General features: G+C 66.5%; 16 protein-coding genes. 11 read left to right on the top strand and 5 right to left on the bottom strand.

Annotated features, from left to right (window positions below):
• The 7 genes from ACTIFF_RS00765 to ACTIFF_RS00735 all read left to right on the top strand — a co-directional run bounded on the left by ACTIFF_RS00765 (position 1) and on the right by ACTIFF_RS00735 (position 6,806).
• Positions 1 to 1,203: a type II secretion system F family protein gene (locus ACTIFF_RS00765; RefSeq protein ID WP_439535102.1), complete on the top strand. Its 1,203-nt coding sequence runs from the start codon at positions 1 to 3 to the stop codon at positions 1,201 to 1,203.
• Complete coding sequence (locus ACTIFF_RS00760; protein WP_439535101.1) at positions 1,203 to 2,726, top strand: hypothetical protein; 1,524 nt, start codon at positions 1,203 to 1,205, stop codon at positions 2,724 to 2,726. The genes ACTIFF_RS00765 and ACTIFF_RS00760 overlap by 1 nt, the downstream gene beginning before the upstream one ends.
• Positions 2,723 to 3,325, top strand: coding sequence for a hypothetical protein (locus tag ACTIFF_RS00755; protein ID WP_439535100.1), 603 nt, complete (start codon positions 2,723 to 2,725; stop codon positions 3,323 to 3,325). Before ACTIFF_RS00760 ends, ACTIFF_RS00755 begins: the two co-directional genes overlap by 4 nt.
• Positions 3,322 to 3,726, top strand: a complete 405-nt coding sequence (locus tag ACTIFF_RS00750) for a hypothetical protein (protein WP_439535099.1) — start codon at positions 3,322 to 3,324, stop codon at positions 3,724 to 3,726. Before ACTIFF_RS00755 ends, ACTIFF_RS00750 begins: the two co-directional genes overlap by 4 nt.
• Complete coding sequence (locus ACTIFF_RS00745) at positions 3,723 to 4,640, top strand: hypothetical protein (RefSeq protein WP_439535098.1); 918 nt, start codon at positions 3,723 to 3,725, stop codon at positions 4,638 to 4,640. Before ACTIFF_RS00750 ends, ACTIFF_RS00745 begins: the two co-directional genes overlap by 4 nt.
• Positions 4,637 to 5,362, top strand: a complete 726-nt coding sequence (locus tag ACTIFF_RS00740; RefSeq protein WP_439535097.1) for a type II secretion system protein — start codon at positions 4,637 to 4,639, stop codon at positions 5,360 to 5,362. Before ACTIFF_RS00745 ends, ACTIFF_RS00740 begins: the two co-directional genes overlap by 4 nt.
• 109 nt (positions 5,363 to 5,471) lie before the next feature.
• A complete protein-coding gene (locus ACTIFF_RS00735; RefSeq protein WP_439535096.1) occupies positions 5,472 to 6,806 on the top strand; it encodes an adenylate/guanylate cyclase domain-containing protein in 1,335 nt (444 codons plus the stop codon).
• 234 nt (positions 6,807 to 7,040) lie between these two features.
• On the opposite strand, the gene ACTIFF_RS00730 is transcribed toward ACTIFF_RS00735, so the two are convergent.
• Together ACTIFF_RS00730 and folE are read right to left on the bottom strand one after the other, a co-directional pair.
• Positions 7,041 to 8,174, bottom strand: a complete 1,134-nt coding sequence (locus ACTIFF_RS00730; RefSeq protein ID WP_439535095.1) for a porin — start codon at positions 8,172 to 8,174, stop codon at positions 7,041 to 7,043.
• 623 nt (positions 8,175 to 8,797) lie between these two features.
• The gene (folE, locus tag ACTIFF_RS00725) at positions 8,798 to 9,403 is read right to left on the bottom strand and encodes a GTP cyclohydrolase I FolE (protein ID WP_257080557.1); all 606 of its coding nucleotides are present in this window, start codon (positions 9,401 to 9,403) and stop codon (positions 8,798 to 8,800) included.
• Between the two features lie 298 nt (positions 9,404 to 9,701).
• On the opposite strand from folE, the gene ACTIFF_RS00720 reads away from it, so the two are divergent.
• Positions 9,702 to 11,213 carry a DegQ family serine endoprotease gene (locus ACTIFF_RS00720; RefSeq protein ID WP_439535094.1) on the top strand — a complete coding sequence of 504 codons (1,512 nt, stop codon included), beginning with the start codon at positions 9,702 to 9,704 and terminating at the stop codon, positions 11,211 to 11,213.
• 69 nt (positions 11,214 to 11,282) lie between these two features.
• Here the strand turns inward: ACTIFF_RS00720 and ribD are convergent, their stop codons facing one another.
• The 3 genes from ribD to ACTIFF_RS00705 form a co-directional block, all read right to left on the bottom strand.
• Positions 11,283 to 12,377 (bottom strand): bifunctional diaminohydroxyphosphoribosylaminopyrimidine deaminase/5-amino-6-(5-phosphoribosylamino)uracil reductase RibD, encoded by a 1,095-nt coding sequence (ribD, locus tag ACTIFF_RS00715; protein ID WP_439535093.1) that lies wholly within the window; start codon positions 12,375 to 12,377, stop codon positions 11,283 to 11,285.
• Positions 12,378 to 12,857, bottom strand: coding sequence for a transcriptional regulator NrdR (nrdR, locus tag ACTIFF_RS00710; protein ID WP_306477029.1), 480 nt, complete (start codon positions 12,855 to 12,857; stop codon positions 12,378 to 12,380). It abuts the gene before it with no gap.
• A gap of 68 nt (positions 12,858 to 12,925) precedes the next feature.
• Positions 12,926 to 13,822, bottom strand: a complete 897-nt coding sequence (locus tag ACTIFF_RS00705; RefSeq protein ID WP_439535092.1) for a flagellar brake protein — start codon at positions 13,820 to 13,822, stop codon at positions 12,926 to 12,928.
• A gap of 397 nt (positions 13,823 to 14,219) precedes the next feature.
• Here ACTIFF_RS00705 and aceE point away from each other — a divergent pair, with 397 nt between their 5' ends.
• From aceE to lpdA, 3 genes are all read left to right on the top strand, one after another.
• On the top strand, positions 14,220 to 16,895 hold the full coding sequence (aceE, locus tag ACTIFF_RS00700; RefSeq protein WP_439535091.1) for a pyruvate dehydrogenase (acetyl-transferring), homodimeric type: 2,676 nt from the start codon (positions 14,220 to 14,222) through the stop codon (positions 16,893 to 16,895).
• Positions 16,896 to 16,991: 96 nt separating this feature from the next.
• The gene (gene aceF, locus ACTIFF_RS00695; protein WP_439535090.1) at positions 16,992 to 18,320 is read left to right on the top strand and encodes a dihydrolipoyllysine-residue acetyltransferase; all 1,329 of its coding nucleotides are present in this window, start codon (positions 16,992 to 16,994) and stop codon (positions 18,318 to 18,320) included.
• A 10-nt stretch (positions 18,321 to 18,330) separates the two neighbouring features.
• Positions 18,331 to 20,136, top strand: a complete 1,806-nt coding sequence (lpdA, locus tag ACTIFF_RS00690) for a dihydrolipoyl dehydrogenase (protein ID WP_439535089.1) — start codon at positions 18,331 to 18,333, stop codon at positions 20,134 to 20,136.
• The last annotated feature ends 45 nt before the right edge of the window (positions 20,137 to 20,181 follow it).

The following is a 20,181-nucleotide window of genomic DNA, read 5'->3' as shown; positions in this document are numbered from 1 at the left end:
ATGGCGATGTTTTCGTACAAGGCGATGAACACGCAGGGACGCATGGTGTTCGGCCGCATGGACGCCGCCAATCTGGTCGATCTCGAGATGCGCCTGAAGCGCATGCAGCTCGACTTCGTCAACGGCCAGCCGATGAAGCACGCGCAGCCGCTGTTCGGTCACAGCCTGCCGCGGCTCGAACTGATCAACTTCAGCTTTCACCTCGAACAGCTGGTGCGTTCCGGCGTGCCGCTGATCGAGGCGCTGACCGACCTGCGCGATTCGACCGAGCACCCGCGCATGCGCGAAATCGTCGCCTCGCTGGTCGAAGGCATCGAGGGCGGCCGATCGCTGTCGCAGGCCATGGCCGAACATCCGGCCGCATTCAGCAAGGTGTTCTGCGCACTGGTCCGTGCCGGCGAACTGACCGGCAATCTGGCCGAGGTGCTGCGCGAACAGATCGACGCCTTCAAGTGGGAAGACGAACTGGTGTCGCAAACGAGACGCCTGCTGACCTATCCGGCCATCGTCGGCACCTTCCTGCTGTTCGTCATCGCGGTGCTGATGCTGGTGGTGGTGCCCGACCTCGCGCGCTTCTTCCGCAACACCGGGCTGGAGCTGCCGCTGCAGACACGCATCCTGATGGGCACGTCGGAATTCCTGCTGGCCTGGTGGCCGGCCGTGCTGTTGCTCATCGTCGCGGCAGCCGTCGGCGCCGTTGCGCTGCTGCGCTACAACCCGGTGGCCCGACAGCGCTTCGACGGCTTCAAACTGTCGGTGCCGGTGATCGGCCCGATCCTGCACAAGGTGGTGCTGTCGCGCTTCGCCAGCATGTTCGCCATGATGTACGGCGCCGGCATCCCGATCATCGATGCGGTGCGCACATCGGAAGATGTGGTCGGCAACGAGGCCGTGCGCGACGCGCTGGCGCGTGCCGGCGCGCTGATCAGCCAGGGCCAGAACGTGACGGCCGCGTTCCAGAGCGTCGGACTGTTTCCGCCGCTGGTCGTGCGCATGCTGCGTGTGGGCGAAAGCACCGGTGCGCTCGACCGCGCGCTGCGCGAGGTGTCCTACTTCTACACGCGTGACGTGCGTGAATCGATTGCACGCGCGCAGGCCGCGATGGAACCGACGCTGACGCTGGTGCTCGGGCTGCTGCTGATGGCGGTGGCGTTCGCCGTACTCGGACCGGTGTACGACATGCTGACGAAGTTGAAGACCTGATGCCGCGCCGCCACGTCCTCTATCTCGACGCGACGCAGCTTGTCGCCTATGGTTGGCGCGCCGGCGAGGTGACCGAACACGCCCGCTTCGCGACGACGAGCGACGGCGTGACGGCATTCGCCGACTTCCTGCGCACACAGCGTGACGGCCTGTACCTGATGCTGTGCGATCTGGCCGACGAAGCCTTCATCGCCGAAATGGTGCCTTTCGTGCGTGGCGGTGACCGCGCGGCACTGATCCGGCGCAAGCTTGGCCAGCATTTCTTCGGCACCCCGCTCACCTGCGCGCGCTCGCTCGGTCGCTCGCGCGCCGGACGGCGCGACGAACAGATGCTGTTCTGCGCGCTGACCCGGCCGGCCCTGCTCGAACCCTGGCTGGCGGCGCTGCGCGATGCCAACGTCGCATTGAGCGGCATCCACAGCGTGGCACTGGCCAGCGAACCGGTGCTCGAACGGCTGCGCATTGCGCAGGGCAGCACGCTGCTGCTGGCCATCACCCGCACCGGCGTGCGGCAGAGCTTCTTCGAAGAGGGCCGCCTGCGCTTCTCGCGCCTGACGCCGCTCGGCGCGTTGTCGAGCAACGACCTGCCGCGCGCCTGCGCCGAAGAAGCACGGCGGCTGCACCCCTATCTGCTGAGCCAGCGCCTGGTCACCCGCAGCGCGCCGCTGAATGTGCGCGTGCTGGTGCCACCGGCGCGCATGGACGAGTTTTCGCAGGCCTGCCGCAGCAATGACATGCTGCAGTTCGAACTGATCGACAGTCATCTGGCCGCACAGCGGCTCGGCCTGCGCCCGGCGCCGGACGACCTGCACTGCGAAACATTGTTCGTGCAGGCGCTGATGCGCCAGCCGCCGGCCGAACAGTTCGCACCGGCCGCCGAACGTCGCGCTTTCCGCGTCTGGCAGGCGCGCTTCGCGCTGATCGCCGCCGGCAGCGTCGCGCTGGCGGCCTGCCTGCTGATGGCCACGCACAGCGCGCTCGACAGCCTCGAACTGCGCGAAAAGAGCGCGCGGCTGCAGGACGATGCGCGGCGTGCGGAAGCCGCCCGGCGCGACATCATTGCGCGCCTTCCGCCAACACCCGTGCCGCTGGATACGCTGCGCGTCGTGCATGAACGCAGCCTGCAACTGGAGCAGCGCAGCGCAGTACCGGCCGGACTGATGCAGGCGCTCGGCACCGTTCTGGAGCGCTATCCGCAGGTTGAACTGGACCGGCTCGACTGGAAGCTGGGCAGTGCCGGCGTGCCGGCGGCCGACGGACTGGCGCCGGTCGAGGCACAACTGGTGGTGCAGGCGCGGCTGCCCGCCGAATACGGCGCCCAGCAGCGACGCGCGCTGGAACTGGTGGACGCCCTCGCCCTCGATCTGGGCCGCGCAGCGGACGGCCTGCAGGTGAAAGTCACGCGTCCGCCGTTCGATCTCGAATCGGGTCAGGTGCTGCGCGGCGGGGCACGCAGCGACCGCAGCGACGCCGACAGCGCGCCGCAGTTCGCGCTGCTGATCAGCCGGGGGCTCGCGCCGTGAATGCCGCCGACCTGAAGAAGCTGCGCGGTGCCGCGGCGCTGGCCGCGCTGATGGCACTGGCGGGTGCCGGCGCGCTGTGGGCAAGCGCCCGGCTGGCTGACGAAGCGAAGCAGGACCACACCCGGGCGATCGCCGCGCGTGCCACCGCACAGGGCGGGCTGGCCGCTGCACAGGCCGAAGAGCTGGAAATCGCGCAGAAGATCGACCGTTACCGTCAGCTCGCCGCGCGCGGTGCGATCGGCGCCGAACAGCGTCTGGCCTGGGTCGAACTGATCCGCGACACCCGGGCGCGGCATCGCCTGGGCGCGCTCGATTACGAATTTTCGCCGCAACGGCCGCTCGATCGCTCGATTGCGCCCTCTGACGCCGGCCAGCTTGAAGTCAGCAGCAGCACGCTGCGCCTGCGCCTGCCGCTGCTGCATGAAGGCGACCTGCTGACCTTGCTCGACGAACTGAGCCAGCACGCGCCGGCCCTGGTACGGGTGCGTGAATGCAGCATGGTGCGGCGTGTGTTGACCGACGCGACCCCGGAAACGCTGCAGGCCGACTGCCTGCTCGACTGGATCACGTTCCGTCCGAAAGAGGGGGGAGCGTCGTGAAACGTGCGCTGCTCCTGCTTCTGTGCGGCGTCGCGCATGCGGCGGCGGCGCAGCCGCTCGGGCGGCTTTTCTACAGCGCGGCGGAGCGCGCGCGGCTGGAGCAGCTGCGCGGCCAGCCGGTGCAGGCGGCCACCGTGCAACGTGCCGTCGGCACGGTGCGGCACGATGGCATCGTCGTCCGCTCTTCCGGCCCGGTGACCTGGTTCGTCAATGGCGGTGCGCTGGATGCACGCGCACTGCCATCGCTGCAGGCACAGCCGGCGGGCACCGCACTGCAGCTGCCGGGCAATGCCGGTCAGGCGGTCAGGCTGCGCCCGGGCGAACAGACCGCCGTCGACGAAGCCGGTCAGGCAGCGCCGGCGTCGGGCGTGATCGACGTACAGCCGGGGCGCAGCCCATGAACGCATGGCTGTCGACACGACAGCGGCAGGGCGGCGCCGCGCTGCTGATCGCCATCGCGCTGCTCGGTCTGCTGGCGATCGCCACCCTGGCCCGCGCGTTGTCGTCGCCTGCCGGCACCGACAGCGAACTGGCCACCGAGCGCGCGCTGGCCAGGGCGCGCGATGCGTTGGCGGCTTATGGTGCGCTGGGCAATGTCGCCGGCAACCACGACAACTCGCCAGGCGCCCTGCCCTGCCCGGATCTCGACAACGACGGCGTGTCCGATTTCAACTGCAGCGGCCACATCGGTCGTCTGCCCTGGCGCACGCTGGGCATGGGCCCGGTGCTCGATGGCGCAGGCGAATGCCTGTGGTACGCGCGCAGCGCCCGCTTCAGCAACAATATTCAGACCAGCGAGCGCGGCAGCAGCGCTGACAAGCCGGCACTGAACCCGGCAACGCCGGGCGGCATTGTCGAAGTCAGTGCCGCAGGCGCCGGCCAGCCGGTGGCGGCGGTGCTTATCGCACCCGGCTCCGCACTGCCGGGGCAATCGCGCAGCGGCGGCTTCGGCGAGTCCGGCTGCCGCGAAGGCGCCATCGAACAATTTGTCGAAGGGGCGACGGTGGCCGGCAACGCCTATACGCACACCGGCGGTGAACATGCCGTCGCACTGCGCGCGCAGGACGACTTCAACGACCGCGTGCTTACGCTCACCACCAGCCGTCTGTTCGCCAGCGCCGGGGCGCGCGTGCTGGGCGATATTTCGCTCACCAGCGACGGCACACCGCCGTACGCCTGGTGGATCAACAATCAGTGGTGCGCCCACATCTGCACGTCAGGGACGCAGGGCGTCGTCGCGCTGGCAGATGGTTCGCGCGTGGCGCGGGCGCTGTCGCTGCTGCCGGCCTGCGCCGGCGTGTGCACCGGATCATGACGCGCCAGCGCGGATTCACCCTGATCGAAATCGCGGTGGTGCTGACCATCGTCGCGCTGCTCAGCGTCGGTGCGATCGCCGCGCTCCAGCTCGCCATGCTGCGTACCCGCATCGCCGATACCCAGACGGCGCTGCGCGAAGCCCGCGAGGCAGTTGTCGCGTTCGCCGTGGTCAACCGTTCGCTGCCCTGCCCGGCGGTGTCGGAGGTCGACGGCACCGAACAAAACCGCGCCGGCGGCAACTGCGCAAACCGGCGCGGCCTGCTGCCCTGGCAGACGCTGGGCGTGCGCGGCCTCGACGGCTGGGGCAACCGGCTCGGCTATGTCGTATCGCAGAACACCACCGCGGCGCGCAGCCTGGTCGTTGCACCCGGACAGCGTATCGCGCTCACCGGCGAAGGCGACATCGTCATCCGCACGCGCGACGCAGCGGGCACAGAGGTGCTGCTGAACAGCGCCACCGCGGTGGCCTTTGCACTGTGGTCGCATGGCGAAAACGGGCGCGGTGCCACGACGGCGATCGGCAGCCTGATCGCCCACGATTCGGCGAGCAACGCCGACGAACAGGTCAACAGTTCGCAGCCGGGAACCTCCGGCGTCCTGTATGCGCGCGACGGCAGCGTCAACACGGCAGCAACGGGCGGGGAGTTCGATGACCTCGTGGCATGGGAATCGCGCTTCGTGCTGTTCGGCCGAATGATGAATGCGGGGCAGTTGCCATGAGCGGCATTTCCTGCATTGCAGGGCCTGCCGTGGGACGCGATTCCCACCACTGCAGAGCGGATCTGCTTGCCTGTGGGAGCGGAGCCCCCGCCGCGATCCGGACCTTGAAATGAGCGCCGGCCCCTCCACAAATTTCGTCACCCGCCTGCGCAGTGGCGGCATCCTGCCCGGCGACAGCGCCGAAGAACGGCTGAACAAGTCGCTGCTGGTGCTGGCGACGGGCCTGGTCTGTGTGGCGTCGATGCTGTGGCTGGCGGTGTATTGGTCGATCGGCCCGCAACTGTCGGCCACCTTGCCTTTCGCCTACCAGCTTCTGCTGGCCGGCAACCTGCTGCTGTACATCCGCAGCGGCAATTTCAAGCTGTTCCGCAGCACGCAGCTCGGACTGTTCCTGTTCGTGCCCTTCGTCGCCCAGTGGGCCATCGGCAACTTCATCACCGCCAGCGGCATCCTGCTGTGGGGCTTGCTCGCGCCGGTCGGCGCCATCCTGTGCATCGGCGCGCGCGAGGCGCTGGCCTGGTTCTTCGCCTACGCCTTCCTGATCGTGCTGACCGGCGTGTTCGACTTCTATCTCGCCGACGCCAGCACCTACCGCGACGCCACCGTGTCGGTGGAAACCAGCGTGGTGTTCTTCGCGCTCAACTTCCTCGCCATTTCGACCATCGTATTCATGCTGCTGCGCTTTGCGATCGAACAGAAGCAGCGCACCGCCAGTCAGCTTGCCGAAGCGCACGCGCTGCTGGAAAGCGAACAGGAGCGCTCGGAGCGCCTGCTGCTGAACATCCTGCCCGGTCCGGTCGCCGAACGCCTGAAGCAGAACGAAAAGAACATCGCCGACGGATTTGCCGACGTCAGCGTCATGTTTGCCGACATCGTGAATTTCACCCAGGTGGCCGCCGGCATGACGCCGGCCCAGGTGTTCTCGATGCTCAACCGGGTGTTTTCACGCTTCGACGAACAGGCTGGCGCGCGCGGTCTGGAGAAGATCAAGACCATCGGCGACGCCTACATGGTGGCGGGTGGACTGAACGAGAACACGTCGGACTACACCGCCGCGCTGGCCGATCTGGCACTCGAAATGCGCGACTGGCTCAGGAACCAGACCACCGGCACCGGCGTGCTGCTCGATCTGCGCATCGGCATCGGCACCGGTCCGGTCGTCGCCGGCGTGGTGGGCAAGAAGAAATTCATCTACGACCTGTGGGGCGACACCGTCAATCTGGCCAGTCGCATCACCACCGAAGGCGTGCCCGGCATGGTGCAGGTCGACACCACGACCTACCTTCGCCTGCGCAACCGATTTGACTTCCACCCGCCGCAGACGCTCTATCTGAAAGGCAAGGGCGACACTGTGGTGTATCGGCTGATCGGACGCAAGGACGACATGGATGGCATGAGCGCCGGACAGGTCGACATCCTGCTCGACGCGACGCCGGAGCGCTGAACGGGCGCAATCCGGGACAGTTGGCCGGGAGCGGATGCGATCGCTTTCAGTGACGGCGCGCTGAATCTTTCATGAGTACCCTTCTCCGCTCACTTGCAGTGTGACCACACGACACAGAGCAGAGCAGCCATCTGTTCGAGAACTCGGATCGAACGACAGCACATCAGGGACGGTGAACGAAAAACGGGCGCCCGAAGGCGCCCGTTTCAACACAGCTTTCTGATCGGAAACCGATTAGAACGTGTGTGCGAGACCGATGTTGAAGCCGGTGTCGCCGTAGCCAGTACCATTGGCACCGTTCGAACCCGTACCGTTACCACCGGCGGCGTTCTTCGAGATGCCGCAGGTCGCTGCGCTGTCGCTGCTCAGCTTGGCGAACGTTGCGTAGGCTTGTGTGCGCTTCGAGAACGAGTACTCGCCACCAACGCCCCACTTCTTGCAGTCAGCGTTGTTGCGGGCATCGTCATTCGCCTTGACGTAGCTGGTCTTGATAGCGAAGTTGGTGGTGACGGGAACCGTCAGACCGACGAGCCAGCCATCAGCGTCCGAAATGGCTTCCGACGCGCTGTCGTCACCCTTCGTGTTTTCGTAGTAGGCCGACAGCTTGGCAACGCCGAAGTCGTAGCTGGCGCCAGCAACCCACAGATCGAACTCGAGGTCGCGACCCGCGTTTGCGCGCTTGATCTTGAGGTTTTCGTAGTCGAGCGTGACGCTGATCGGGCCGTTGTTGTACAGGGCAGCCAGTGCGTACAGGGGGGTGTCACCGGTTTCGGTGTCCTGACCGGCGATTGCACCCGAACCCGCTTCCGACAGCAGCGAAGTCGTGTAGGCAGCCAGGAACTTCAGGCCGGGAGCGACTTCAGGCGTGATGTAGACAACAGCGTTGTCGGCACGGTCAGCCTGACCGAGGCCCGACGTCACACCGAACAGCGAACCGGCGTTGGCGACGGTCTGGTTCTTGAACGGGTCGTACTGGCCGACGAAGGAGTAACGTGCGCCATCAACACGACCGCCGAGGACGGTACCGAAGGCACCTTCAAGACCGATCCAGCTGTGACGGTTCGACGTGGCACCGAACGACTGACCGCTGTCACCCGAGAAACCGAATTCGAATTCGAAAATTGCCTTCAGGCCGTTGCCAAGGGCTTCGCTGCCACGGAAACCGATGCGGTTCGTGCCCTGGATGCCATCTTCGAAGTCGTTCAGGCGACCTTCACGACCACCTTGCGACAGACCACCGCTGTCACCACCACGCGACATGAAACCGTAGTCGATGCGACCGTACATGGTCACGTTCGATGCTTCGGCCAGCACGGCGGTCGGTACGAGTGCGGCTGCGATCGCAGCTGCAAGCAATTTCTTGGACATTACGCAATTCTCCTCTTGCGATGATAGTGGGTGCCCGGATCGTGTTCGATCGCAGAGCGACTCTACTGCCGGGCTACTCACCTTCGGACATTCAGAAGGTGGACCGCACTGTACCGAAGCATGAAAGCTCCCTGCAAGCCATGCGTAGAATTACGTATGCACCCGTCCGGTGCGTTGTGGTTTTCGTGCAACAGCCATGCAAGGGAGGTTGGCTTGCCCGCTGCCAGATCCGAGCCTTCGTTGGCGAAACACCACACCGGACCTGCTTGATCGCCGTTCCGGGTTCGGCCCGGGTCTCTCCGCTGCATATATATAGACAGCGCCCGAAACGTCGTGCGACCGAGGCTGAGCGGATCACGCCTCGACGCCTCCAACCGGCGATTGCGGCCGGCGATGCCAAGCACCGGGCCCCAGGATCATCCCCGGGTGTACGCGCGATCTGGCGCCACCCGAAATCGGGCGGGACATGCTGAGTGCGGCAGAACCCTGGCTGGAAGGCAGGAATCCGGGCGGATGCAGCGATGCCGTCGATCACAACGCATCGCGGCGAGGCCCGCACCGCGCGACCGAACCCGGTGCACTGGAGCGACGCCTCGCCGCGCTGCCTGACCTGAGGCGCTGACTCAGCTTTCGCAGCCGCCCGCCGTCCGGCCGATCAGATTGAAGAACTCGCGCCGGGTGCTGGCGTCGTCGCGGAAGGCGCCGAGCATGCGACTGGTCACCATGGCGACACCCGGCTTGTGCACACCGCGCGTGGTCATGCATTCGTGCGCCGCCTCGATCACCACTGCAACACCGCGCGGCTGCAGCACCTCGTACAGCGCATCGGCGATCTGCACAGTCATCTTTTCCTGGATCTGCAGGCGCTTGCCGAACACCTCGACCAGGCGCGCCAGCTTCGAAATACCGACGACGCGCCGATCCGGCAGGTAGGCGATATGCGCCTTGCCGATGATGGGCACCATGTGATGCTCGCAATGGCTTTCGAAGCGGATACCGGTCAGCGCGATCACCTCGTCGTAGCCTTCGACCTCCTCGAAGGTGCGCGACAGCACTTCGCGCGGGTCGATCGAATAGCCGGCGAAGAATTCCTCGTACGACTTGACGACGCGCGATGGCGTATCGAGCAGGCCTTCGCGCGTCGGATCGTCGCCGGCCCACTGAATCAGCGTACGGACAGCCGCCTCGGCTTCTTCCCGGCTCGGGCGTGTGGTGTCTGAATGGTTCATGGTCATCCTGTTTTTGCTTATATATAGAGCGGCGCGATCATGGTGCGATGCCGCTGCGTGACACCCGGACTGAGCATGGTGGCGGCGCGGCCACCTGTTTTCAAGTGCGGTTCATCGACTCGGACCCTTGATATGTCAGTTTAGCTCCCCAGATTCCCATCGAACCTGCTCGACGACGCCCATTGTTTCGGGATGTAAACCGCCGGAACAGCCTGTCACCCGCGCGGCTCCATCGTTCGCTCACAAGCCCCGCAGCGCTTGGCTGCTGCGGGCAATAACAGTCAGGAGAGGACATCCGATGAAGATCACCCTGTCACGTACCGCTCTGGCAGCCATCGCCGCCACGACTTTCGGCCTTGGTGCGACGGCGACCACGATCGACTGGATGCACAAGGCGCAGGCCGCTGCCGACGGCCAGCCGCTGCTGCTCACGCAGGCTGCACCGGCCGCTGCGGCCGCGGGCACCGGCAATCTGGTGACCGGTCTGCCCGACTTCACCACGCTGGTCGACCAGACCTCGGCATCGGTCGTGAACATCAGCGTCGTCGGCAAGACGGCCAGGTCGCCGGCCATGAACCCGAACGACCCGATGTACGAATTTTTCCGCCGCTTCGGCATTCCGGTGCCGCAGGACCCGCGCGGCGGCCAGGGGCCGGGCAATGGCCAGGGCCCGACACCGCGCGGCATCGGTTCCGGCTTCGTGATCAGCCAGGATGGCTACATCCTGACCAACGCGCACGTGGTGTCGGAAGCCGCCGAGGTGACGGTGAAGTTCACCGACAAGCGCGAACTGAAGGCGCGCGTGATCGGCAGCGACAAGCGCACCGACGTTGCGCTGATCAAGGTCGAGGCAAAGAACCTTCCGGCCGTCAAACTGGGCAATGCGGACCAGGTGCGTGTCGGCGAATGGGTGGCGGCGATCGGCGCACCTTTCGGTTTCGAGAACACCGTGACAGCCGGCATCGTCAGTGCCAAGTCGCGCGCGCTGCCTGACGAATCGCTGGTGCCGTTCATACAGACCGACGTGGCGATCAACCCGGGCAATTCGGGCGGTCCGCTGTTCAACCTTAAGGGCGAGGTGATCGGCATCAATTCGCAGATCTACTCGCGCACCGGCGGCTTCATGGGGCTGTCGTTCGCCATTCCGATCGACGTGGCCATGCGCGTGGCCGACCAGATCAAGCAGTTCGGCCGCGCCAAGCATGCCCGCCTGGGCATCAGCATCCAGCCGATCACGCGCGACCTGGCCGACAGCTTCGGGCTGGACCGTGCGCGCGGCGCTCTGGTTGCCAATGTCGAAAAGGACGGTCCGGCGGACCGGGCGGGCCTGCAGCCCGGTGACGTGGTGCTGTCGGTCGATGGTCGCGAGGTGGCGGATTCGTTCGACCTGCCCAAGGTGATCGGCAATCTGCCGCCAGGCAAGGCGGTGAAGCTCAAGGTATGGCGTCAGGGCGCGGAACGCACCGTGACGGCGACGCTGGGCGAACAGGGCGACACCGAAGCGGTCGCCCAGGCCGATCCGGGGCGCGACGCGCAGCCGGCACGCGACCGTCTGGGTCTGGTCGTGCGTCCGCTCACCGGTGGCGAAGCGCAGCAACTGGGCGTGAATCGCGGCCTGGTCGTGTCCGACGCGGCGGGCCCGTCCGCTCAGGCCGGCATCCAGCCGGGCGACGCCATCCTCGCGGTGAATGGTCAGCCGGTCGGCAGCGCCGAAGAACTGGCGCGCCTGGTCGAACGCGCCAAGGGCCGCGTCGCCCTGTTGATACAGCGCGGCGACAACCGGTTGTTCGTGCCAATCCGAGCGGGTTGATCGCGTCGACTGCCACGTCACGGACGTGACACAAGGAATCGACGCGCGTATCGCGGACAGGGTCCGCTCCTACGTCGACGATCTCAACCGCGCCAGGATGCGCCAATCGCGTCCGACGGCCCGGATGTCGCGGATATCGACGTCGACCCGTTGATCCAGCGTGTCGAACGGCCCCAGGTTGAACAGGCCCATGCCGCGGCCGAGCACGGTCGGCGCGACATACATCAGCAATTCATCGACGCAGCCTTCGCGCAACAGCGAACCATTGAGCTTGTGACCGGATTCGGCGTGCAGCTCATTGATGCCGCGCGCGCCGAGCGCCTGCAGCAGGGCTGGCAGGTCTACCTTGCCGCCGTCGTTCGGCAGCACCAGCAACTCGGCACCGGCATCGCGCAGCGTGCGGGCATTCGGCACGTCGTCCGACGCGCACACCACCAGCACGGGTGCGCGGTCGATGTCGGCGAACAGCTTCGCAGCGGGTGACAGCGCCAATCGGGCATCGACGATGATGCGCAGCGGCTGGCGTTCCGCGGGCACCTCGCGTACGGTCAGCGACGGGTTGTCCTCCTGCACGGTGCCGATGCCCGACAGCACGGCGCAGGCGCGCGCGCGCCAGCGGTGACCGTCGCGCCGCGCCGCCGGGCCGGTGATCCACTGGCTGACGCCGTTGTCGAGCGCCGTCACGCCGTCCAGCGTCGATGCGGTTTTCAACCTGACCCACGGTCGGCCGCGCGTCATGCGCGACACGAAGCCGATGTTCAGTTCGCGCGCCTCCTGCTCCAGCACGCCACAACGGGTCGCGATGCCGGCTGCGGCCAGCCTGGCCAGCCCCTGACCGGCAACCAGCGGGTTCGGATCCTGCATGGCGGCCACCACGCGCGCCACACCGGCCCGGACCAGCGCGTCGGCGCACGGTGGGGTGCGGCCGTGGTGACTGCACGGCTCGAGCGTCACGTACGCGGTGGCGCCGCGCGCCGCATCGCCGGCCGATTGCAGCGCATGCCTTTCGGCGTGCGGCTCGCCCGCCCTCACATGCCAGCCCTCGCCGACGACCTGTCCGTCGCGCACGATGACGCAGCCGACGCGCGGGTTGGGCGTCGTCGTGTTCAGGCCGCGCGCCGCCAGCCGCAGTGCACGCGCCATGTGGTGTGCGTCACCGCCCATTCAGGTCGCTGCCTTGCGCGACGCGCGCGCCGGCTTGGTGACTTCGCGCACCACTTCCGAAAACTCGTCGACGTCCTCGAAATTGCGATACACGCTGGCAAATCGGATGTAGCCGATCTTGTCGAGCTTCTTCAACTCGCGCATGACCAGCTCTCCAAGGCGGTCCGTGGCCAGTTCGCGCACCCCCATGGTGAGCAGGCGCTCCTCGATGCGATCCATCGCCAGATCGACCGATTCGGTCGTGACCGGCCGCTTGCGCAGTGCCAGCATCATGCTGGCGCGCAGCTTTTCGCGATCGTAGTCGGCGCGCCGGCCGTCCTTCTTCACCACCTGCGGCATTTTCAGGTCGACCCGCTCGTAGGTCGTGAAGCGCTTGTCGCACGCGGCACAGCGACGGCGGCGGCGGATGATGTCGCCGTCCTCGCTTTCACGGGTTTCGACGACCTGGGTGTCGGGCGAACTGCAGAAGGGGCATTTCATCGGGGTGCTCCGAGCATGATCCGCGGCGATGGTACGCCTAGCCGGTCCCGCGAGCACCCCGGAGGCGGTCAGCGGCCTTCGCTGGCGGCAATGAGCTGGTGATAGATGTAAGCCGTCAGCGCGAGATTGTCCTGCGCGGGAATTTCGGCGAACTGGATGCCGTGATTGAACACGGCCGCTTCGCCGTCGTCATCACGGCCCTCGGAGACCGAGCGGATCAGGCCGGCGAGCTGCACCAGCTGGTCGATGTCGTCGAAGCGCAACCGGAACTTGCACACCACCGGCTCCCCGAGGTCGCCGAACGCCGTTCGGCCGGCCAGCAGCGCTCCCCCCTTGCTGAGGTCGATCAGTGTCGCGGCATGCGACGCGCCGGCCGGATCGGTCACCGCGGCGATGACGCGCACCGCAGCGCGCTGTGTCCGGCGTATCCGCATGCCGCTGACCTTCTTCGGATAGCTCAGGTGCAGATAGGGAAACGGCGTATTGACCGACTTCAGCACCCGGGCCGGGAACGCATGCACGTTCTTGCCGGAAAAGAAGCGCACGACGAAGGTGGCGTCCTGTTTGACCAGCGCATAACTGCCATCCACCATCGGCGCGGTGACCATCACGCTGCGGCCCTTCATGTGGCCGAGCAGCCGGACGGTATGCCGCGGCGCATCATCGGCGGCACCCTGCAGCTGAACGACATCGCCGATGCGCAGGCGGATGTCGTCCAGATCGAGTTCGACTGCGCCGTTGTCCACCTCGGGCTTGCTGTCTGAGGGATGACTGGCGTGCACCGTCACCGACGGCATGCCGCCGCCCGAGCGGTCCCGGTACAGGCCACGCTCGCTCAGCACGTCAAGCTGGTTCTGCGTCTGCACGATGACGCCGGCCTTCAGCAACAGGGTGTTGTGCTGATCGAACAGTGAATAGGGCAGAGGCTTGCCCAGCGCCACGTCGGATTTGCGTACAGGAATCACGTGTGCTCCCGAGAAATGATTGGTCAACACCGGTATCGACGTCCCGCTGCAGAACTTGATGGCACCGGACGCCGCCTGTCCCGCCCGGGTGCGGCGCCACAGCAACGCGGGTGTGGCGTTTCGGTTATCCACGACTGGTCGCCGGTCCCGGGCGTGACCCATAATGTGGTCACGCTGACGCGGGCGATCCCTGCGTACGGCGCTGCCCTGGCAGCCACCCGCTGCCGCTCCAGAGCTGTCGACACTTGCATCACCCATGCGCAGACGGACAGGCGCCCCGGACGAGCCTCTCTTCGCCCGGCACGCTGACCACCCCGGACGGGCTCCATGCCCCGGTCGGGTTGTGCATCGGCAGTGCTGGTGATCGAACGGTCGATCAAACAAGAGGAGAAGTCCTGTGTCTGCACTACCCCACCCCCTGCTGGTCTCGGATCCGGACGCCGTCGAAACCCAGGAATGGCTGGACGCGCTCGAAGGCGTGATCGAACACGCAGGCGAACACCGCGCTCATTACCTGATCGAACGGCTGACCGAACAGGCGCGGCGCGCCGGCATCAACCTGCCGTACTCGGCCACCACCGCCTATGTGAACACCATCCCGGCCGGCAAGCAGGTGCAGGCCCCCGGTGATTTCGAGATCGAGCACCGCATCCGCAGCTACATCCGCTGGAATGCGATGGCGATGGTGCTGCGCGCCAACAAGAACACCAATGTGGGGGGGCACATCGCCAGCTTCGCGTCCAGCGCCACACTGTATGACGTGGGTTTCAACTGGTTCTGGCACGCACCAAGCCCGACCCATGGGGGCGACCTCATCTACTTCCAGGGCCATTCGGCGCCTGGCGTATATGCCCGCGCCTTCCTGCTCGACCGCATCAGCGAGTCGCAGCTCGACAACTACCGCCAGGAAGTCGGCGGCGAAGGCCTGTCGAGCTATCCGCATCCGTGGCTGATGCCCGATTTCTGGCAGTTTCCGACGGTGTCGATGGGGCTTGGGCCGCTGCAGGCCATCTATCAGGCCCGCTTCATGAAGTATCTGCAGGACCGCGGCATCGCCAACACTGAAGGCCGCAAGGTGTGGTGCTTCATCGGCGACGGCGAGACCGACGAACCGGAAACGCTGGGCGAGATCGCCATGGCGGCGCGCGAGAAACTCGACAACCTGGTGTTCGTCGTCAATTGCAACCTGCAGCGCCTCGACGGCCCGGTGCGTGGCAACGGCAAGATCATCCAGGAACTGGAAGGCGATTTCCGTGGCGCCGGCTGGAATGTGGTCAAGCTGCTGTGGGGTGGCTACTGGGACCCGCTGATGGCACAGGACAGGAACGGCCTGCTGGCCCAGCGCATGATGGAAGTGGTCGACGGCGAATACCAGACCATGAAGGCGCGCGACGGCGCCTATGTGCGCGAGCAGTTCTTCGGAAAATACCCGGAACTGGCGGCGATGGTCGCCAACTGGAGCAACGAGGACATCTTCCGCCTGAACCGCGGCGGCCATGATCCGCACAAGGTGTATGCCGCCTATGACGCGGCGGTCAAGCACACCGGCCAGCCGACGGTCATCCTGGCCAAGACCATCAAGGGCTACGGCATGGGCGGCTCGGGCGAGGCGCAGAACATTTCGCACCAGCAGAAGAAGGTCGACCTGGAATCGCTGCGCGGTTTCCGCGACCGCTTCGACCTGCCCATCAGTGATGCGGACATCGAGAACCTGCCTTACCTGAAGTTCGAGGAAGGCTCGAAGGAACTGCAGTACATGCGCGAACGGCGCATGGCGCTCGGCGGCTACCTGCCGAGCCGTCGCACGAAGGCCGAGCCGCTCGAGGTGCCGCCGCTGTCCGCCTTCGACGCCCTGCTCAAGGCGTCCGGCGACGGGCGCGAACTGTCGACCACGATGGCTTTCGTGCGCATCATGAACATCCTGCTGCGAGATCCGCACGTCGGCAAGCGCGTGGTGCCCATCGTGCCGGACGAATCGCGCACCTTCGGCATGGAAGGCATGTTCCGGCAGATCGGCATCTGGAATCAGGAGGGCCAGAAGTACGTGCCGCAGGACGCCGACCAGCTGATGTTCTACAAGGAATCGAAAACCGGCCAGATCCTGCAGGAAGGCATCAACGAAGCGGGAGGCATGAGCGACTGGATCGCCGCCGCGACCAGCTACTCGGTGCACGGCGTCGCCACGATCCCGATCTATCTGTTCTATTCGATGTTCGGCTTCCAGCGCGTCGGCGACCTGATCTGGGCGGCCGGCGACCAGCGTTCGCGCGGCTTCCTGATCGGCGGCACGGCCGGGCGCACGACGCTCAACGGCGAAGGCCTGCAGCATGAAGACGGCCACTCGCATCTGTGGTCGGCCGCCATTCCCAACTGCATCAGCTATGACCCGACCTTCTCGTACGAAGTCGCGGTCATCGTGCAGGACGGCCTGCGCCGCATGATGGCGGAGCAGGAAGACGTGTTCTACTACCTCACGGTGATGAACGAGAACTACGAGCACCCGGCGATACCGGACGGCGCCGAAGCGGACATCCTGAAGGGCATGTACCTGTTCCGCCGCGGTGCCGCCTCCAACGGTCCGCGCGTGCAGCTGACCGGCAGCGGCACCATCTTCCGGGAGGTGATCGCCGCGGCGGAACTGCTGCGCAGCGATTGGGGCGTCGAGGCCGACCTGTGGTCCTGCCCCAGCTTCACCGAGCTGGCGCGCAACGGCGCCGACTGCGCGCGCTGGAACCTGCTCAATCCGCTGGCAGCCCCGCGCATGTCGCACGTCGAGCACTGCCTGCGCGATACGCGCGGACCGGTGATCGCCGCGACCGACTACGTGCGCCTGTTCGCCGAACAGATCCGCGCCTTTGTGCCGCGCCGCTATGTGGTGCTGGGTACCGACGGTTTCGGGCGTTCGGACACGCGTCAGGCGCTGCGCGCGCATTTCGAGGTGGACAAGCACTGGGTGACGGTCGCTGCGCTGAAGGCGCTGGCGGACGACGGCGCGCTGGACCGTGCACGGGTGGCCGAAGCCATCGCGCGTTACGGGCTGGACGTGAGCAAACCCAACCCGCTGTACGTCTGAGTCGGCACTGACCGGCAGGCCGACCCGAGCCGCGACGCGGCAGGGCGCCTTCCCGGCCGCGTCGCGCGCGGCCGCACCTGAACAAGCGAGGCTGAAATGAGCACCATCAATATAGAAGTACCTGACATCGGCGACTTCGCCGATGTCCCGGTCATCGAAGTCCTGGTCAAGCCGGGCGATCGCGTCGCACTCGACGCACCGCTGGTGACGCTGGAATCCGACAAGGCCACCATGGACATTCCGGCGCCGGCCGCCGGCGTGATCGGCCAGATCACCGTCAAGGTCGGCGACCGCGTGTCGCAGGGCGCGACCATTGGCACGATGGAAGCCGGCGCATCGGAGGCGACGACCGCGCCGGTGGCTGCACCGACTGCGCCCGTGGTCGCGCCGCCCCCGGTCATGGCGGCCGCAATCGCCGCGCCGGCCACACCGACACCATCAGCCCCCACGGATTTCGCACCGGCGGCCACCGACGCCGCCGCACCACGGGTTGGCGGCAACAAGGCCCACGCCAGTCCGTCGATGCGTGCCTACGCGCGCGAACTGGGGGTCGATCTGACCCGCGTCGCGGCGAGCGGACCGAAGAACCGGATCATGCGCGAGGACATCAACACCTTCGTCAAGGGTGCGCTTCAGGCGCCCGCTTCCGCCTCCGCAGCGGCTGGCGGAAGCGGCAGCGGACTGGACCTGCTGCCCTGGCCGAAAGTCGACTTCACGAAGTTCGGCGACATCGAACGCAAGCCACTGTCGCGCATCCGCAAACTGAGCGCGGCCAACCTGTCGCGCAACTGGGTGATGATTCCGGCGGTCACCTATCACGAAGACGCCGACGTCACCGACCTCGAAGCCTTCCGGCAGCAGATCAACGCGGAACAGGCCAAGGGCGGCGTCAAGCTGACCATGCTCGCCTTCATCATCAAGGCGGTGTGTTCGGCGCTGAAGAAATTTCCCGACTTCAACAGTTCGATCGACCTGCAGGCAGAAGAACCGGCGCTGATCCTGAAACAGTACTGCCACATCGGCTTCGCCGCCGACACACCGGGCGGGCTGATGGTGCCGGTCATCCGTGACGCCGACAAAAAGGGCGTGGCCCAGCTGGCCGCCGAATGCGGTGAACTGGCGGCCAAAGCGCGCGACGGGAAGCTGTCTGCCGCGGAGATGCAGGGCGCCTGCTTCACCATTTCCAGCGTCGGCGGTCTGGGCGGCACCGGATTCGCGCCCATCATCAACGCCCCGGAAGTCGCCATCCTCGGCGTCAGCCGCACCACGATGAAACCGGTCTGGGACGGCTCGGCCTTCCAGCCGCGCCTGATATTGCCGCTGTCGCTGACCGCCGATCACCGCGTCGTCGACGGCGCCGCAGCGACCCGCTTCAACGCCCATGTCGCGGCGCTGCTGACCGACATGCGCCGCGTGCTGATGTAAGGAGACCGACATGAGCACACTGACTGTAAAAATCCCCGACATCGGCGACTTCAAGGATGTGCCGATCATCGAAATCATGGTGAAGCCCGGCGACACGGTGGAGGCGGACGCGCCGCTGATGTCGCTCGAGTCCGACAAGGCCACGATGGACATCCCCTCGCCGCAGGCCGGCCGCATCGTCGAATTGAAGGTGAAGGTGGGCGACCGCGTATCCGAGGGCAGCGTCGTGCTGACGATGGAGGCGGCGGTGTCCGCTGAAACCGTGCCTGCGGGTACAGCCACTGCGGCAGCGGCTCCCGCTGGAGCAGCCCCTGTGGGAGCGGCGTCCCCACCCCGATCGGTCGCCGAACCTGCCCCGGCCACGGGCAGCGCACCGGCCAGGGTCGACGATAGCTGCGCCGTTCTGGTGATCGGCGGCGGCCCCGGCGGCTATTCGGCGGCCTTCCGTGCCGCCGACCTCGGACTGGATGTGATCATCGTCGAGCGCTACGCCACGCTGGGCGGCGTCTGCCTGAATGTGGGCTGCATCCCGTCCAAGGCGCTGCTGCACGTCGCAGCAGTGGCCGACGAGGCCGAAGCGCTGGCCGCACACGGCATCAAGTTCGGCGCGCGCGAAGTGGACCTCGGCGCCCTGCGCGGCTGGAAAGACAAGGTGGTCGGCAAACTGACCGGCGGTTTGTCCGGCATGGCCAAGGCGCGCAAGGTGAAGGTGGTGCGTGGCACGGCCCGATTTGTCGATCCGCAGCATGTCGAGGTGGCGCTGACCCGCGGCGACGGCAGGGCGGAAACCGGCGAGAAGAAGGTACTGAAGTTCGGCCACTGCATCGTCGCCGCCGGCAGCCAGGCGGTGAAACTGCCCTTCATGCCGGACGATCAGCGCGTGGTCGATTCGACCGGCGCGCTGCTGCTGGCTGACATTCCGAAGCGCATGCTGGTGATCGGCGGCGGCATCATCGGCCTGGAAATGGCTACCGTGTATTCGACGCTGGGTGCCCGCATCGACGTAGTCGAAATGACCGGCGGCCTGATGCAGGGTGCCGACCGCGATCTGGCCAAGGTGTGGGAGAAGAAGAACGCCCAACGCTTCGACGCCGTCATGCTGAACACGCGGGTGACCGGCGCCGAAGCGACGGCGGAGGGCATCAAGGTGAGCTTCGAGGGCGCGAAGGCGCCGGCAGAGCCGCAGACCTACGATCGTGTGCTGGTCGCGGTCGGCCGCTCGCCGAACGGACGCACACTGAACGCCGAAGCCGCCGGCCTGCGCGTGGACGAGCGCGGATTCATCCCGGTCGACAGCCAGATGCGCAGCAACGTGGCGCACATCCACGCCATCGGCGACATCGTCGGCCAGCCCATGCTGGCCCACAAGGCGGTGCACGAAGGCCACGTCGCGGCGGAAGTCATCACCGGCCACAAGCGTCATTTCGACGCCACGGTGATTCCGTCGGTCGCCTACACCGACCCCGAAGTCGCCTGGGTCGGTCTGACCGAGGACGAGGCCAAGGCGCAGGGCCGCAAGGTGACCGTCGGCAAGTTTCCGTGGGCGGCCAGCGGACGGGCCATCGCCAACGGTCGCGACGAGGGCTTCACCAAGTTGATTTTCGACGCGGAGAGCGGTCGCATCGCGGGCGGCGGCATCGTCGGCGTATCGGCCGGCGACATGATCGGAGAGATCGCGCTGGCGATCGAAATGGGCGCCGATGCGGTGGACATCGGCCACACGATCCATCCGCATCCGACGCTTGGCGAATCCATCGGGCTGGCGGCTGAAGTGGCGGAGGGAAGCTGCACCGATTTGCCGAGATCGACCCGATGACCGCGGAGCACGCTTGTCGACTTTTCTTACAAAAACCGGGGAAAA

The organism is Methyloversatilis sp., assembly GCF_051861465.1.
Classification (GTDB): Bacteria; Pseudomonadota; Gammaproteobacteria; order Burkholderiales; family Rhodocyclaceae; genus Methyloversatilis.
Note: the sequence above shows the minus strand (reverse complement) of the source record. Positions and strands in the feature narration are given on the sequence as shown.